Source organism: bacterium (assembly GCA_019912885.1).
Classification (GTDB): Bacteria; Lernaellota; Lernaellaia; order JACKCT01; family JACKCT01; genus JAIOHV01.
The window spans coordinates 1-16,548 of sequence record JAIOHV010000020.1 but is presented as its reverse complement, the minus strand read 5'-3'; the positions used below and the strand labels follow the sequence as shown (position 1 = coordinate 16,548).

Genomic DNA, 16,548 nt, shown 5'->3' with positions numbered 1-16,548 from the left:
GCGCGACCGGTCGCGCCGGACGCGCCACGACCTTGGCGGGCTCCGGCGTGCGTCCGCGCAGCGAAAGCACCTTCGGGCGCGACCCGCCCCCGCGCTCGGCGGGCTGGCGGCGCATCATGGTCGTGCTGTCGGTCACCTTGTCGGCGTCCTCGGATTCGGCGGCCGGCGGCGCCGGAGCGGCGGCGGGCGCTTCTTCCGTCATCGGAGCCTCTTCGGCCACGACCAAAGGCGGCGGCGCGGGTTGCTCCCGGGAAACGTCGCTCGCCTCGGCGGACTCTTCGGCTTCTTCCGCGGCGGCGGTCGTTTCGATCGCCTCTTCGGGCTCGTCCGCCGGCTGGCCCCGGCGCGCGCGCCGGCGAATGACCGTGGTGCCCACGCGGCGCTCGGTGAACGCCTTGTCGCCTTCGCCGCCCTCATCGTTCATGAGCGCCTGCACGCGCGGCAGGTCGCCCGTGTCGATCGTCGCCTGGAAATCCTCGGCATTGATGCCAAGCTCGCGGAGCTTCTTCTGAAACTCCGAGGGCTCGATCTCGAGTCTTTTGGCCGCCTCAAAGACGGTGATTTTCGCCATGAACCTTCTCTCCCGAATTCAGCGATCGCGCCGCTTCGCACTCGCGGACAAAGCTCTCCAGCCGCCCGGCATCCATGCGGAGTCGGCCGGCGCGAAGCGTGCGTTCGAAAGCCCGGCGCTTCATCGCGGCTGTCAGGCACCGCACGCTCATACAAAGATACGCCCCGCGACCACCTGTCGCCGCATCGGTGTTCGGTTCAAGTTCGCCGACCGCCGACACCGCGAAACGCAACAATTCCGATTTCGCGCGCCGCGTCCGGCACCCGCAGCACATGCGGACCGGGGCGGTTCGCGATCCTTTCGCGCTAAGCGCCGTTTCAGGCGCCAACGGACTCCGCAATTTGCTGGGCGACCTCGACATCGAGTCCCGGCACCGCGAGAAGAACGGCGATGTTCGCCCCCTTGAGGGCGTCGCGGCTCTTGTATCCCGCCCGATACAGCGCCTCGGCGCTGCGCGGGCCGACACCCGGCAGTTTCATCAGGTCGAGCAGCATTTCCGGCGGCGGCGCCGCGCCGGTTTCCGCAGGCCTGGCGGCCGGCGCTTCGCCGGGTTCTCCGCCCTCGACTTCGCCCCCGGCCGTTCCCGCCGGCGCGGCCTCGGGCAGCGGCCAGTCGTTCGTATCGAGGATGTTGTTGCAAATCTCGATAATCTCCCGGGCGCGCGCCTCGTCGATACCCGGAAAACGCGTCAGATCCTCCGGCTTCGCGTCCGCGATTTCCTCGAGGTCCATGTAGCCGGACTTGATGAGCAGATCGACCGCCATGCCCGGAATCTGCGGCACCCGGGCGAACACCGACCGCGCGATCTCCGAGATCTCCACCCACTTCGCCTCGGACTGAATGTCGAGCTTCCAGCCCGTGAGCATCACCGCGAGCCGGACGTTCTGGCCCTTCTTGCCGATCGCCAGCGACAACTGGTCGTCCGGCACGATGATCTGCATGGAATGCGTGTCCTCGTCGATGATGACCTTTGTCACCTCCGCGGGCGCGAGCGCGTTGCATACGAATTTCGCGGGGTTTTCCGACCACGTCACAATGTCGATCTTTTCGCCGCGCAGCTCGCCGACGACCGACTGCACACGGCTGCCCTTCATGCCGACGCACGCGCCGACCGGGTCCACGTTCGAATCGCGGCTCGTCACCGCGATCTTGGCGCGCATGCCTGGCTCGCGGGCGGCGGCGACGATGGTCACGATTCCCTCGGCCACCTCCGGCACCTCGAGTTCGAACAGCTTTCGAAGGAATTCGGAGCTGGTGCGCGAAAGGATGATCTGCGGGCTTGTCGTGCTCTTGACGACATCCTGAATGAACGCCCGGATGCGGTCGCCGACGTTGTAGTTCTCGCGCGGGATCTGGTCCTTGGGATACATCACGCCTTCGGCGCGTCCCAGGTCCACGATCATGGCGCCCTTTTCGAACCGCCGCACGATGCCGTTGGCGATCTCGTGTTTGCGGTCCCGGTATTCGTTGTAAACGATCTCTTTTTCGGCGTCGCGGACCTTCTGAATGATGACCTGCTTGGCCATCTGCGCGCTGATGCGCCCGAAACCGCGCGAGTCGATCTTTTCGCCGAGTGAGTCGCCGATTTCGACATCCGGATCGAGCTTCTTGGCGTCCTCGACGAGGATTTCGAGGTTGTCGTCATCGACATCCTCGACGACCGTGCGAAAACGGAACAGTTCGACCTCGCCGAGGTCCGCGTTGTATTGGGCCTCGATGTCATAGTCGATGCCGAGCTTCTTCCGCGCGGCGGTCAGCATCGCGGCCTCCAGGGCCTCGACGATCACATCACGCGAAACGCCGCGTTCCTTGACCACCGTTTCGATGACTTGATTGAGTTCCGCACCCATGGCGCGCTCCTTGTATCAAACGCCCACGACGTTTCCAAGACCGGTCACCGGGCCTTCCGGCAACGGTTTCCGGGTCTAAAATTCGAAGACCAGATTCGCCTTTTCGACCTCGTTAAAGTCGATCGGCACGTCCTTGCCGTCCACTTGCACCACCATCTCGTTGCCGGCCACACCCGCGAGCGTGCCCTTGAACACGCGGCGGCCGTCGCGCGGCCTTTTCACTCGCACTTTCACGGTCTTGCCGACCATGCGGCGCGCGTCATCCGCGTGCCGGATCGGCCGGTCGACGCCCGGGCTCGAGACCTCAAGCTGGTACGCCTTGTCGATGGGGTCGTACACATCCAGAAGCGCCGACATCTCCCGGCTCACCTTCGCGCAATCCTCGACCGTGATCCCCGTGGGGCAGTCGATCGTCACGCGCAGGATCGGGCGCCGGCCCAGGCCCGCGATTTCCAAGTCAAACAACTCGACCCCGAGATCGTCGCAGACCTGGCCCGCGATCTCGCGAATCCGTTCCATCGGTTCCATCGGGAAGTACCCCGGCCGGACATCGTTCCGGCCCCGTTCACCAATGAAAAAGCGGGACCCCAAAGGGCTGCCCGCTTCATAGGCGAACCAATTGTGGCGATGTTTTAGCACGCGACCCCGCCAAAATCAACGCCGCCCGCCGCCAAGGCCCCGCGGCGGGCACGTTGTTTGCGATGCTTTGTGCGCTGAAACCTGGCGATTTCGATTCACCCTCGACGCGAATTCCGGGCGCGTCAGGCGGCGCGGCGCTCCCGTATCCGGCCGCCGCGCATCATGCGGGAGCGAAGCGAAGGACCCCGGCGGTCGCGACTAATCGCGGTTTGACGGCGCCGGCTCGGCTTTGTCGAAAAACGGCGCGCAGGTGACGCTCGCGCCGTCCGTCTCGCAGGTGACGCGGCCATCGTCGCCGATGACGTACAACGCGCGCGCCGCCTTCTCAAGGCGCGCCCGCACCGCCGGCGCGGGATGATGGCACCGGTTGTCGCGCCCCGCCGGAACGACGGCGGTGTCGGGATGAACCGCCGCCAGGAATCCCGCCGACGAGCTGCTGCGCGATCCATGATGCGGCACGAGCATGACATCCGCGGCCAGCGGTGCGCCCGTGTCGAGCAGCTCGCGTTCGATGTCGGCGTCCACGTCGCCCGGAAACAGAAACGACGCCGCGCCGAAATCGAGCCGCATCACGAGCGCGGCGTTGTTGTCGGAAACCGTCTCCTCGTCGCGCAATTCCGGCGGCGGCCAGAGCGCCGAAAGCCGCGCGCCGGCGATCTCGAGCGGCCGCGTGTCCCGGCCGGCCAATCGCCGCGGGATGCGAAGCCGATCGACAAGGCGCAAAAACGCGCCGTAGGTCTCGGCGCCCTCGTCGTCCGTTTCGCGGCTGATCCATACCTCGCGCGCGGGCAGCGCCGCGATCACCGCCGACAGGCCGCCGTAGTGGTCGAAATCGGGGTGCGTCACGACGACAAGGTCGAGCGCGCGCACGTGATGATCGAGCAGATACGGCAGCACGATCGCCTCCCCGACATCAAATGACGTGCCCGCGACACCGCCACCGTCGACGAGGATGGCGCGCTCGTCCGGCAGGCGGATGAGCGCGGCCGACCCCTGCCCCACGTCGATGAAATCGACGCGCAATTTCGCGTCGCGATGACGCGCGATGGCGCCCGCGGCCGGCACGGCGAGAAGCACGGCGACGCAAATCGCGAGCGCGGGTTTCGCCGCGCGCCGGCGCCAGGCCAAAAGGGCGGCCGACGCTCCGTACCACGCGACGATCTCGACGGGATGCGGCCGCCCCAGTCGCAGGTACGCGCCGGGTAGCGCCGCGACGGCCACGACGACCAGGTGCGCCGTGTTGATCGCGTACATCGCCAGAAGCCACAGCGGCTTGGCCAGAATCGGCCCGACCGGGGAGAGCGGCGCGAGGAGCGCCCCCGCGAACGCGAGCGGCACGACGACAAACGTGTAGAGCGGAACGAGGAGCAGATTGCCCGCAAGGCCAAAGACAGCCGCGCCCCGGAAGTGCCAGGCCGAGATCGGCGCCGTCGCGATCGTGGCCGCCAGCGGTACGACGCACGCGAGGGCAAACACGTCGATCGCGCGGTCGCGCGTCGTCGGAAACGCGCGGCGGATTTCGTCGCGGCGGTCGTGAAGGTATTGCGTCGCGCGCGGCGTGATCGCCGCGATGCCGATGACCGCGGCGAAGGAAAGCTGAAAGCCCGGCTCGAAAAGCGCCCACGGCCAGACGATCAGGATGACAAGCGCGGCAAGCGCGATGGCCGAAGCGAAATCGCGCCCGCGATCGACAAGGAGCGCGGCGAGATAGGCAAGCACCATGATCGTCGCGCGCAGCACGGGCACGTCGCCGCCGCCGATGACGGCGTAGATCAGAACGGGCACGGCCGACGCCGCGGCCGCGAGCTTGATCGCGTTCGTCGCAAGCAGCACGCGCGGCGAAAGGCGCAACAGAAAAAACGCGAGCGCGAACGCGGCGCCCGCGACGATGCCGACGTGCAGGCCGGAGATCGCCAGCAGATGCACGACCCCCGCGTCGCGGTACGTCTCGCGCACGGAATCGGGCAGGTCGCCGCGCTCGCCGAGCACGAGCGCCTGCACGATATCCGACTGCGGCGGCGGCAGGGCGTTCGCGATCGCGTCGTGGATGCGCGCGCGATAGGCCGTGACGGCGCGGCGGAAGATCGAACCCTCGCCGCGCGCGAGAATCTCGATGCGGTCGCCGCGCGTCGTGTACGCAACGGCGTCGATCCCGCGCGCGCGATGATGGCGATCCACGCGATACGCGCCAGGATTGCCGCGCGGCATGGGCGTGCGAAGCCGCGCGCGAAACGAGATCAAGTCGCCGACGCGCAATTCCTCCGCGCCTTCCGAAACGGAAAGCCGAACGCGGCCACGCGCCGGAATGTACGCGCCGGCGTCAAGCACGATGCGCCGCGCATCGATAAGAAACGAGCGGCCGTCGAGCGTCGGCGACGGCCCCTCGACGATGAGCCCGGTGACGGTGCGCGCCGACGGGCCCGCGTAATGCGCCACATCGCCGGCTTTCGGATGCGTGAACGCGAGATCGCTCGAACAGAACGCGCCGTAGAGCGCGAATGCGAGCGCGGCGAACACGAAGGGCGGCGGCGGCTTTCCCGGCAGCCGGCGCGACACGAGAAACGCGACGAGGACGGCAACGGCGGCCGTGACGGCGACGAGCCCGCGCATATCGATCGCGGCGCCGGCCGCGATCCCCGCCGCCAGAGCCGGCGCGAGGACGACGAGCGGCCTACGCATCCGGCACGGTCAATCGATCGTGAATGCGGCGGGCGAGATCCGCGTTGATGCCGGGGACCGCGGCGATCTCGTCGGCGCTCGCCTCGCGAATGCGTTTGAGGGATCCGAAATGGCGGATGAGCGCACGGCGGCGCGCGGCGCCGACGCCGTCGATCGCGTCGAGCGCGCCGGTCACCTGCGACTTGCCGCGCAGCTTGCGGTGATACGCCACGGCGAAGCGATGCGCTTCGTCGCGCACGCGCTGGATGAAAAACAGCGCCGTCGATCCGCGCGGGAACGTCACCGGGTTCTTGCGGCCGGGCAGGTAAACCATATCCTCCGCGCCTCGATCGCCCTCGGCGCGGTCGCGGATCTTGGTCACCGCCGCGATGGGCAGGTCGCGCGCGTCGATCTCGGCGAGCACGGCTTCGGCGACGGCGAGTTGCCCGCGTCCGCCGTCGACGAGCAGCAGGTCGGGCCATTCGTCGTTTTCGCGCGCGCGGGCGACGCGGCGGCCGAGCACCTCGCGCATCATCGCGTAATCGTCCGGCGTGTCTTTCGTGCGAATCTTGTATCGCCGATAGCGCGAGGTGTCGGGTTTGCCCTCGACGAACGTCACCTGGCTGCCGACGGCGTTCGTGCCGTGGAAATTGCTGATATCGAAGCACTCCACGACGATGGGCGTGCGCGTCAGGTGCAACGCGCGCCGGACCGATTCGAGGATATCGCGCGTGTCCGCAAGGCGCGAGCGCCGCTGCTCGAATTGCTGTTTCGCGTTCTCCCGCGCGATTTCCACGTAGCGCGCCTTGTCGCCGCGTTGCGGAACGCCCAGACGCACGCGGGCGCCGCGCAGATCCGTCAGCCACTCCTCGACGGCGCCGGACATTTGCGGGTTGACCTCGGCAAGGATTTCGCCCGGCACGAATCCATCGTCCGCGTAATACGCCTGCATGACCTCGCCGAGCACCTCGGCGTCCTCGTGCTCCTGATTCGAAAACGGGAACGCGCGCTGGCCGATCGTCTTGCCCGCGCGCACGAACATCGCGACGGCGACGCCGGAAGCGCCTTCGCGGTAGATCGCCCACACGTCGCGATCCGTCATGTCGGTCGTTTCGGCGCGCTGCTTCTCAAGCGAGGTCCGCAAGGAGTCCGCCAGGTCGCGCAGGCGCGCGGCCTGCTCGAAGCGCTCCTCGCCGGCGGCGCGCTCCATCTCCCTTTCGACGTCGCGGACGAGATCCTCGCCACGCCCTTCGAAAAACAGGCGCACCTGGTGCACGATTTTGGCGTATTCCTCCTCGCTCACCATGCCGCAGCACGGGCCGGCGCTGCGGCCGATCTGATAGCGGATGCACGGCCGCGTGCGCTGCGAAAATTCGCCGTCGGAGCATTCGCGCAGCGGAAAGTGGCGGCTCAGGAAGTTGAACGTCGCGCGCGCCGCGAACGCGTTCGAGAACGGCCCGTAATACAGCGATCCGTCGCGCTGAACGCGGCGCACGAGGTACAGGCGCGGAAACTTGTCGCGCATCGACAGCTTGATCGACAGGAAGTTCTTGTCGTCGCGAAGGCGAATGTTGTAGGGCGGCCGATGGCGCTTGATCAGCGTGTTTTCGAGGATCAGCGCGGCTTTTTCGGACTCGGTGACGATCCAGTCGACGTCGGCGCACTTGGTCACAAGAAGCTGCGTTTTGACGTCCTTGGCTTCCGGCTGCTGGAAATAGCTGCGCACGCGGTGGCGCAGGCTTTTGGCCTTGCCGACGTAGATCACCTGCCCGCGCGCGTCCTTCCACGTGTAAACGCCCGGCGCGGCGGGGAGGATCTTCAGTTTTTGTTCGATGACGGTTGTATCGTTCATGTCGATTCGTACCCGCTCCCTTACGGTCGCGGTTCGTTACTTCGAAGCCCGCTCCCTTACGGTCGCGGTTCGTCCTGGGAACGCCGAGCTCCAGCTCGGCCCATACCCGCTCCCTTACGGTCGCGCTTCCAACACCGGGGAAGCGCGTTGTCGCGGCTCCGGTCCCGGATGCTTGTTTGCGATTCTAGCAGCCCGTTTCGCGATCGGGGAACGGCGCGCGCCGCCCGGCCCTTCTAGCGGCGCGAAACGCTGGTATAATCCGCCGATTGCGCCCCGTACAACGGGCGAAACGCTCATGCCTTTAACGATCGATCATCGCCAACGAAACGGGCGGCGCGCGCGCGGCGCGGCGGGACGCACGATAGCGCTCGCGCCTATGGCGGCGGCGGGACGTGCGTTGGCGCTCGTGTTCTTGACCGCGGCCCTCGTGTTTGCGTCCCCCGTTGCCGCGGGCGCGGCGAAAACGCGCGCCCAAATCGTGGATGGCCGCGTGCGGCTCGACGGCGGCGCGTACCTTCTGAGCTTTCGCGTTGACGGCGCCTTCACGCCCGATCTCAACGAAGCCGTTCAGGCGGGCATCCCCACGACATTCACCTACTTTTTTCGGGTGCACCGCGACCTTCCCGGTTTTTTCGACGAAAAGGTGTTCGAATTTCAGGTACGCCGCACGATCCACTACGACGCGATCCGCCGCACGTTCACGGTGCTATTCGGCGAAAAGGGCGTTACGGAAACCTACAAGGACGCCGGCGCGGCGAAATCCGCGATGACGCGCTTTGCCGATCTGCCGATCGCGGTGCTGGCGTCGATCCCGTCGGTAAAGGGCTATTCCGTCGCGGTGAAGGCGCAAATGGAAAAGGCGCAGCTTCCGCTGCCGTTTGGGCTCGAAAATCTCTTTTTCTTCAGCGCGCTTTGGGATTTTGAAACATCCTGGACGCGCATCGACATCCCCGAACGCGCCGAAACCATGCCGGCGCCGCCGGCCGCCGGCCCACCGGCTGATTCCGGGAACGCGCCGTGAACGCCGATCCGACACCCGATCCGAAAAAGGAGGCGGGGAGCATTCCGTCGCGACGCGAACAGGACGACCTGACCGTCGAGGAGTTGGAGACGCGAAAGCGCATGCGCCGCGAAGCGGCGATCATGGCGCTCCTTGTCGTCATCATTGCCGCGCTCTTTTTCATGCAGCGGTGGCTGTTGCAGGCGCCGTCGGAGTTTCCGTCGGTCACCAACCTGTTTTTCTTCGGCCTCATCAATCTCAACGTCATCCTGATCTGCGTTCTGCTCTTTTTGATCCTTCGCAACCTCGCGAAGCTGCTCTTCGACCGCCGCCAGCGCGTGCTCGGATCGGCCCTGCGCACCAAGCTCGTCGCCGCCTTCTCCGGTTTCGCGCTCGTCCCCACGGTCATCATGTTTTACGCGGCGTGGACGTTCGTGACCTCGTCGATCAACTCCTGGTTTTCCGTGAAGGTGGAAACGAGCCTGTCCGAGTCGCTCGAGGTCGCCAAATCGTATTATTCCACGTTCGAAGACTTCGCGCGGTTTCACGCGCGCGGGCTCGCCGAGTCGATCGCCGCGCGCCGGCACGGCCCGCCGTCCGACGCCGGCGCGCCGCTGTTGTTCGATTACAAGACGCTGCGCGATTTTCTCGAGGCCAAGCAGGCCGAATACAACCTGCACGCGGTGGACGTGTTCATCGCGGGTCAGGACACGCCGTATTTCTCGACGCGCCGTTGGGTCGAGGCCGACGTTTACCGAGGCGCGACCAAGGACTTTCTCGAGCCCGCGGGCGGCGGGCGCGTCGTCACCGAGATCCACGGCGTCGGCGACCGCGCGTTCGTGCGCGCCGCCGCGCCGATCGTGACCGGCAACGAGGTGCGCGGCCTCGTCGTCACCACCTACGCCGTGTCCGCGGGACTGGTCGGCAAGATGGAGGGCATCCGGCGCGCGTACGAGGAATACCGCCAGGTGATGCTTGTGCGCGAGCCGGTGATGTCAAGCTACATCGTCATCTTCGCTCTCATCTCCGCGTTCATCTTTTTTTCCGCGACGTGGTTCGGCTTTTTTCTCGCACGCGGCATCGCCGTGCCGATCCAGAAGCTCGCCGACGCCACCGGGCGCGTCGCCGCGGGCGATCTGGATGTGCGCATCGCGTATCCGGCCTCCGACGAGATGGGCCGGCTCATCCAGTCGTTCAACCGCATGATCGAGGATCTTCGCGGCTCGCGCGCCAAGCTCGACGCGGCGGCCGACGAGCTGCGCGATTCGAATCTCGAGCTCGAACAGCGCCGCCAATACATGGAGACGGTCCTCTCGAACATCACCGCCGGCGTCATCAGCTTTTCCGCGGACGGGCGCATCTCCACGATCAACCGCCGCGCGCGAGACATCCTCGGCCTGTCCGATGAGGTGATCGGCGAACACTACCGCGAGGCGTTCGCCGCGTTCTCGACGCCGGCGCAGATCGAGGAGTTCACGCTTTCGCTCGAAACCGGCGCGCGGGGATTCGTGGAGCGCGAGGTGGACGCGAAGATCGCCGGGGAAACGCGCACCATCCTTGTGCGCCTGACGGTTCTGCCCGAGGCGCCGGCGGGCGCGGCGATCAGCGCCGTGATGGTGCTCGACGACGTGACCGAACTCATCAAGGCCAAGCGCGTCGCGGCCTGGCGCGAGATCGCGCGGCGCATCGCCCACGAGATCAAGAACCCCCTCACGCCGATCCAGCTCGCCGCGCAGCGCCTGCGAAAAAGGTACAGCGACCGGTTCGAACCCGAAACGGATCAGGCGTTTTTCGAATCGACCGCGACGATCATCCGCCAGGTGGGCGAGATGAAACGCATGGTGCAGGAGTTCTCCGACTTCGCGCGCATGGCCGACGTCTTGCCCGAGCCGAACCAGCTCAACGACATCGTCGCCGAGACGGTGGCGCTCTACGCTGAGGCGCATTCGAACATCGGGTTCGAATTCGAGCCCGACGCGACGCTGCCGCCGATCCTGCTCGACCGCGCGCAGGTCAAGCGCGTGTTCATCAACCTTTTCGACAACGCGATCGACAGCATCACCGGGCCGGGAACGATCACGATACGCACCGCGCGCGATCCGCGGGGCGACGAGGTCGTGGTCGATGTCATCGACACCGGCGCGGGTCTGCCGATGGCTTACCGCCAGCGCATCTTCGAGCCGTATTTCTCGACGAAGAAGATGGGGACGGGCCTCGGGCTCGCGATCGTGCACCAGATCATGACCGACCACGGCGGGCGCATCGAACTCGCCGACAACCGCCCGCGCGGCACGATCGCGCGGCTTGTGTTTCCGCTGCGCCCGGCGGTGGGGGATGCGAAGACAGGTTGAAAGGCGGGGAGGCTGGAAGGTCATCGCAGGAACGCAATTCACCACGGAGGACACAGAGAGCACAGTGCGCGCGCAATTTGTTTCCCTCACGACCTGTCACCCATCACGACCTGTCACCCCGAGCGACCTGTCACCCCGGGCGACCTGTCACCCTGAGCGACCTGTCACCCCGGGCGACCGGTCACCCTGAGCGAAGCGAAGGGTCTCGCCCCTTGCCACCACGGAAGTAGATCCTTCGCTTTGCCTAGCGCGGGGCTTCGCCCGCAACCCAAGCTCCCAAAACGGCGTCTCCTAGGGTACGAAGGTGGTATCGCCGCCAACCCTCGTTCCCAAGGAGAACGCCATGCAGAAGTTCATAGCGCGTCACGGCTCTCTCGTCACTAGCGTCTTGTCGGGCTTCGATCGGCTCGTGTTTCGAGGCGCGCTGCGAGCGTTGCGTTATCGAGGCATCAACCGATTTCTCGACGCGACGGAGACGCGGCTGCTTGACTTCGGCGACTTTGCCCAAAAGACCACCGCTCGCGTCAAATCGGCCTCGCTGGCTGAAGCCAAACAGGCGGGGCGCCCGATTATCTACGTGGAGTCGTCACGCGCCAGCAAGGAGAAGCTGGCGCGGCAGACGTTGGAGCGGCATCCGATCGACAAGCCGGGTCTCATTTGCGCGTTGACCGCGTTGGAGCCTTGCATGCGCTTCGAATATCACCGCGCGCAAGATCCCCGAGATCGCGGGCTGAGACTGCGCTCTGGCAAGTGCTTGTTCATCTACAAATATTACCAGCACCCGACCTTCGGCTTCATGCACACGCGCTTGCAGACATGGCTGCCCTTCGACGTGCAGGTGTACATGAACGGGCGCGAGTGGTTGGCGCAGCAACTGCGACGGGCCGGCGCGGATTTCGAGCGCGCCGACAACGGCTTCACGGCGCTTTCGGATCCGGCGCTGGCTCAACGCCTGCTCGACGAGCAACGGCGCACCGCGTGGGCGGCCACCCTGGACGGCTTCCTGCCCTCGCTCAATCCCCTGCACGCCGAAATCTTCGCCCGGTTTCCCATGAGCTACTGGTGGGTGGCGTACCAGACGGAGTGGGCCACCGACCTGCTGTTCCAGGACGCCGACACGCTGGCGCGTCTTTACCCGGCCCTGGTGCGGCACGCGATCGATCACTTCAAGAGCCCCGACGTGATGCGCTTCTGGTCGCGCACCGTGCGCGAGCAATGGAAGGCCGAAATCCTCACCAGCTTCAAGGAACGTCCCGAGGGTGTGCGCGTGAAACACTGGTTCAACGGCAACTCGCTCAAGATGTACGACAAGGCCGGACGCCTCCTGCGCGTCGAGGCGACCATGGGCAACCCCAAGGACTTCTGCGTCCTGCGGCCGCGGCGCGAAGACGAGGGCGGCCACCGACTCACCAAAACCGAGGGCGAGCAGCTGGTATGGCGCAACATGCGCAAGAGCGTCGCCGACTTGCACCGCCGCGCCGAGGTGTCGCAGCGCGCCAACGAGCGCTACCTGGACGCGCTGGCGGTCGTCGACGATCCGACCCCGTGCGCCAGACTTTTCGACGCCGTGTCGCGACCGCTCCACGACCACGGCCGGCGCTTCCGGGCTCTGCGCCTCTCCGACCGTGACGATATCACGCTGCTGAAAACCGTCGCCCGGGGCGAGTTCGTCCTTACCGGATTCCGCAACAAGGATCTGCGCGCGCGGATGTATGCCAATCCCAAAACCAAGGCCGATGAGCGACGGCTGTCCGCGAGGATGAGTCGCCTGCTACGACTGCTGCGCGCTCACGGCATCATCCGAAAAGTCCAGAAAACCTCGCGTTATCACGTGACCGACCGCGGACGACTGCTCATCACCGCCCTGCAAGCCACGCGCAACGCCAGCCTCAAACAGCTGCTACACGCCGCATAGCCGACGCCGACCGTAGCTTCTGCGACTCCCAACAAGAATTTTCGCTATAGTAGTTCAGGATGACAAGCTCCTCCCAGCCTCCCGGCCTTCCGGTCTTCCAGCCTTTTTCTACGCCGCGTCTTTCGCCTCGCACTCCTTGCGCGTGCGTTTGAGACTTAGCCGCGCGCCGATCTCTTCCTCGGGCACCTGCTGCGTGAAGCCGAGCATCACCCGCATCGCCATGTTGAGATAACCCTTGGCGTTCAGGTGGAAATTGTCGCGGTCCAACATCCCGCGTTTCTGATAGAAGCGGTACGGCTTTTCGATATCGATGAGTCTTGCGCCCGTCGATTGGGCCGTCCGGCGGATGACCGGATTGAGCCCCGCGAAGCGTTCGTAATGATAGGTCAGGAACATCGCCTGGGCGCCGTGGCCGTTCGCGAGCGCCACGTATTCGCCAAGATCGCGCTCGATCCAGCGCGAGAGCAACTCGTCCTCGAAGCTGTCGAAAAACACGTCCCAGCCTTTTTCGTCGAGCGTGCGCCTGAAAAACTTCGACTCGGCCACGCTGTTCTCGATCGTATCGCGCGCGCGAAGCCTGGATTCGAACGCGACCTTGAACAGCTTGTTGAGCTGCGTCTTGCTCTTGATGTACTCGGCCAGATGTTCGTCGCGCGCGCCTTCCTCCCATTCCCAGAACGTGGCGCGATGCAGGTTCCAGCGATTATTCACGCCGTAGAGCACGAGGATGTAATCGATCGCCATGCCGATTTTGGTGCGCAGAAAATTGCGCGCCATCGACAAGCCTTCGGATGTATTCGTCCCCGGCGCCCCGAGGTTGTAAACCCGCAGCGGCACATCCTTGTGCGCCATGTGAAAAAAGCCGTTGAGACGCATCGGATACGCTTCGCCCGGCCGGGCGCCAAGGCCGTAGGTCATGGAATCGCCGACGCACAAAATGACGATGCTGTCGCAATCGTCCGCCTCGTCGCCACCGACGATCCTCGGCGGCGCGAAGCGATTCTTCAAGGCAAAAACGAGTTCGGATGCGAGAACGATAAGGACGAGCACCACCGCGACAAACGCCAGCCGCTTGAAAAGCGGAAGGCGCGCACCCCGCGCCGACATCATGGCCTCCCTCAAACGGGCCTATCGCCCGATACCCCTCGGAACAATGCATGCATGCGAGAACGATCAATTCGAAAGTCGAGAGCCAATGTACGCCTGGAAAAAAAGGATTGCCAGAAAAAAACTCGATGCCGGCATTCGACGAACAGAGCCGCAAACGGAGCGAAGCGGAGTGCGCGGTCGATACCGCCCTCGGCATGACCGCCGCTTTTCAATCCTCGATGCTCAATCCTCGCTCCTCCCTCCGTTGACGATGGGCGTCGAATCCGCCCCAATACACCGCATGAAGGCGCGCATTCTCATCGTGGACGACGAGCCGGACATCCGCCAGACGCTCGGTGGCATCCTTGAGGACGAGGGTTTTTCCGTGTTTCTGGCCGACGGCGGGCGCGCGGCGCTTCGCCGGCTTGAGGAAAGCTGGTGCGATCTCGTCATCCTGGACATCTGGATGCCGGGGATGGACGGCCTTGAAATCCTTTCGCGCATCAAGGAGACGCACCCCAACCTGCCGGTCATCATGATCAGCGGCCACGGCACCGTGGAGACGGCCGTGCGCGCCATCAAGATCGGCGCGTACGATTACATCGAAAAACCGCTGCACCTGGACCAGGTGCTGCTGACGGTGCGCCGCGCGATCGACCTTCAGACGCTGCAATCCGAAAACCGCGCGCTGCGCGAAAAGGTCGAAAGCGGCCACGTGATCGTCGGCGAGAGCCCCGCGATGCGCGCGCTGAAAGAGCAGATCGACCGCGCCGCGCCGACCGACGGGCGCGTACTCATCACGGGCGAGAACGGCGCGGGCAAGGAGCTCGTGGCGCGGCAGATCCACGCGCAATCGACGCGAGCGGACAAACCGTTCATCGAGGTGAACTGCGCGGCGATTCCGGAGGAGCTGATCGAGTCGGAGCTGTTCGGCCACGAAAAAGGCGCGTTCACGGGCGCGACCGCCAAGCGGCGCGGCAAATTCGACCTCGCCGACGGCGGTACGATCTTCCTCGACGAGATCGCGGATATGAGCCTGCGCACGCAGGCAAAGATATTACGTATCCTGCAGGAGCAACGCTTCGAGCGCGTCGGCGGCGCCGAGACGATTCCCGTCGATGTGCGCGTGCTCGCCGCGACGAACAAGGATCTCGAAAATCAAATCCGCCAGGGTGCGTTCCGAGAAGACCTCTACTTTCGCCTGAACGTCATCCCCATCAATGTGCCGCCCCTGCGCGAACGCGTGGAGGACATTCCGAAGCTCGTCGAGTTTTTCGCCGCGCGCTATTCGCAATCGGCCGGCATTCCGCGCAAGCATTTCGACGACGAGGCCGTCCGCGCGCTTGCGTCCGCCGCCTGGCCGGGAAACGTGCGCGAGCTGAAAAACATCGTGGAGCGCCTTGTCATCATGACGCCCGGCCCGACGATCGGCGCGGATGCGGCGCGCGCCGCGATCAAACCGGGCGAAGCCGCCGCGGCCGCAGCCGAGGAAGCGCGCGTGCTTGACGAATCAAGCTGGAAAGACGCGAAGGTGCGTTTCGAGCGCGCGTACCTGTTGCGAAAACTGCGCGAGCACGGCGGCCACGTCAGCAGGACCGCCGAGGCGATCGGCGTCGAACGAACGCACCTGCACCGCCGCATCAAGGCGCTGGGGATCGATCCGTCGAGGACCGAGGATTGAGGATCGAGTGTGCGCGCCGCGGAGTGCGGATCGCGGGGTGTCTATCCGCAGATTACGCCGATTTCGCAGATGAAAGCGGCGCGATGCGACGAACACAGCCGCGCGCGTACGCACGCGGCCGCCTCGTTCTCGCCTTTAGCCGGCGTCGCACGAAGCGCAACCGGCAACGCCATACACTTAAATCTGCGTCATCTGCGAAATCTGCGGATGCCTTCCCGCCCGTCCGCGCAGGCAACCGTCCCCCACCCTCACGCATCGAGCATCGACTGCGTGTACCGGATGAGATTGTTCAGCTCGCGCACCACGGCGCGCGTGTCGTCGAGCGTTCCCTCGTCGCCGGGCGAATCCATGACGGCCGTCGTCGTTCCGTCGGATAGGACGATCTTGTTACCTTTGACGCCCGCGGATGACGGCAACGGCCGCATCTGCTGAAGTTTCATGACCTGCTTGCGGTAGAACATGCCGTCCGCGGGGCGCGACATGACGAACACGCGGCGGTTCGTCACCAGCATGACTTCCTCGTTATCGCCCTTGTGGCCGCATCCGGTCACCACGCGCTCGTCGGGCTCGAGCTGGATCATGCCAAGCTCGATAAGTTCGCGGTAGCGCGTCTCGAGGCTGACATCGATATCGCGGTCGTCGTCGCGTCGGGACGGATCGACGGCCAGCGCGTCGATACCCCGGCGCGAAAAGACGCGCATGGCGACGAGCATCAGCGTCACGCCGAAATAGACAAGCCCCGCGACAAAAAGCGCCTGCACGATAACCATGCGAGAATCCTATCACCGCCGGCCGTCTTGTCACCATGAGCGCAGCGAAGGGTTTCCATGGTTTGCCGGCGAGATTCTTCGCTTCGCTCAGAATGACAGGCGCGCGACGAATGACACGGGCGCGAGCGTTGTCACCCTGAGCGCAGCGAAGGGTTTCCATGGTTTGCCGGCG

Annotated in this window: 13 protein-coding genes; 5 read left to right on the top strand and 8 right to left on the bottom strand. The window is 65.4% G+C overall.

Translation table 11 applies throughout. From position 1 onward, the window contains the following. From K8I61_01805 to uvrC, 6 genes are all read right to left on the bottom strand, one after another. The coding region (locus K8I61_01805; protein ID MBZ0270742.1) for a hypothetical protein at nucleotides 1–571 on the bottom strand (571 nt) is incomplete at its 3' end. Next, a complete protein-coding gene (locus K8I61_01800; protein MBZ0270741.1) occupies nucleotides 549–899 on the bottom strand; it encodes a YlxR family protein in 351 nt (116 codons plus the stop codon). The genes K8I61_01805 and K8I61_01800, both read right to left, overlap by 23 nt. After that, a complete protein-coding gene (nusA, locus tag K8I61_01795) occupies nucleotides 889–2,421 on the bottom strand; it encodes a transcription termination factor NusA (protein MBZ0270740.1) in 1,533 nt (510 codons plus the stop codon). The genes K8I61_01800 and nusA overlap by 11 nt, the downstream gene beginning before the upstream one ends. A 75-nt stretch (nucleotides 2,422–2,496) precedes the next feature. Further along, the gene (locus tag K8I61_01790; GenBank protein ID MBZ0270739.1) at nucleotides 2,497–2,940 is read right to left on the bottom strand and encodes a ribosome maturation factor RimP; all 444 of its coding nucleotides are present in this window, start codon (nucleotides 2,938–2,940) and stop codon (nucleotides 2,497–2,499) included. 318 nt (nucleotides 2,941–3,258) lie between these two features. Continuing rightward, nucleotides 3,259–5,739, bottom strand: a complete 2,481-nt coding sequence (locus K8I61_01785; GenBank protein MBZ0270738.1) for a DNA internalization-related competence protein ComEC/Rec2 — start codon at nucleotides 5,737–5,739, stop codon at nucleotides 3,259–3,261. Then, complete coding sequence (gene uvrC / locus K8I61_01780; GenBank protein MBZ0270737.1) at nucleotides 5,732–7,570, bottom strand: excinuclease ABC subunit UvrC; 1,839 nt, start codon at nucleotides 7,568–7,570, stop codon at nucleotides 5,732–5,734. Before uvrC ends, K8I61_01785 begins: the two co-directional genes overlap by 8 nt. A 295-nt stretch (nucleotides 7,571–7,865) precedes the next feature. Between uvrC and K8I61_01775 the strand changes: the two genes are divergently transcribed. The 3 genes from K8I61_01775 (at nucleotide 7,866) to K8I61_01765 (ending at nucleotide 12,836) form a co-directional block, all read left to right on the top strand. After that, nucleotides 7,866–8,591 (top strand): DUF4390 domain-containing protein, encoded by a 726-nt coding sequence (locus K8I61_01775; protein ID MBZ0270736.1) that lies wholly within the window; start codon nucleotides 7,866–7,868, stop codon nucleotides 8,589–8,591. Then, nucleotides 8,588–10,921, top strand: a complete 2,334-nt coding sequence (locus K8I61_01770; GenBank protein MBZ0270735.1) for a HAMP domain-containing protein — start codon at nucleotides 8,588–8,590, stop codon at nucleotides 10,919–10,921. Before K8I61_01775 ends, K8I61_01770 begins: the two co-directional genes overlap by 4 nt. A gap of 343 nt (nucleotides 10,922–11,264) precedes the next feature. Further along, on the top strand, nucleotides 11,265–12,836 hold the full coding sequence (locus K8I61_01765) for a hypothetical protein (GenBank protein MBZ0270734.1): 1,572 nt from the start codon (nucleotides 11,265–11,267) through the stop codon (nucleotides 12,834–12,836). Between the two features lie 108 nt (nucleotides 12,837–12,944). Here the strand turns inward: K8I61_01765 and K8I61_01760 are convergent, their stop codons facing one another. Then, a complete protein-coding gene (locus K8I61_01760; GenBank protein ID MBZ0270733.1) occupies nucleotides 12,945–13,946 on the bottom strand; it encodes a hypothetical protein in 1,002 nt (333 codons plus the stop codon). A gap of 47 nt (nucleotides 13,947–13,993) precedes the next feature. Between K8I61_01760 and K8I61_01755 the strand changes: the two genes are divergently transcribed. Beyond that, the gene (locus tag K8I61_01755) at nucleotides 13,994–14,194 is read left to right on the top strand and encodes a hypothetical protein (GenBank protein MBZ0270732.1); all 201 of its coding nucleotides are present in this window, start codon (nucleotides 13,994–13,996) and stop codon (nucleotides 14,192–14,194) included. A gap of 32 nt (nucleotides 14,195–14,226) precedes the next feature. Then, nucleotides 14,227–15,606, top strand: coding sequence for a sigma-54 dependent transcriptional regulator (locus tag K8I61_01750; GenBank protein MBZ0270731.1), 1,380 nt, complete (start codon nucleotides 14,227–14,229; stop codon nucleotides 15,604–15,606). 248 nt (nucleotides 15,607–15,854) lie between these two features. On the opposite strand, the gene K8I61_01745 is transcribed toward K8I61_01750, so the two are convergent. After that, nucleotides 15,855–16,376 carry a hypothetical protein gene (locus K8I61_01745; protein ID MBZ0270730.1) on the bottom strand — a complete coding sequence of 174 codons (522 nt, stop codon included), beginning with the start codon at nucleotides 16,374–16,376 and terminating at the stop codon, nucleotides 15,855–15,857. Between the last annotated feature and the right edge of the window lie 172 nt (nucleotides 16,377–16,548).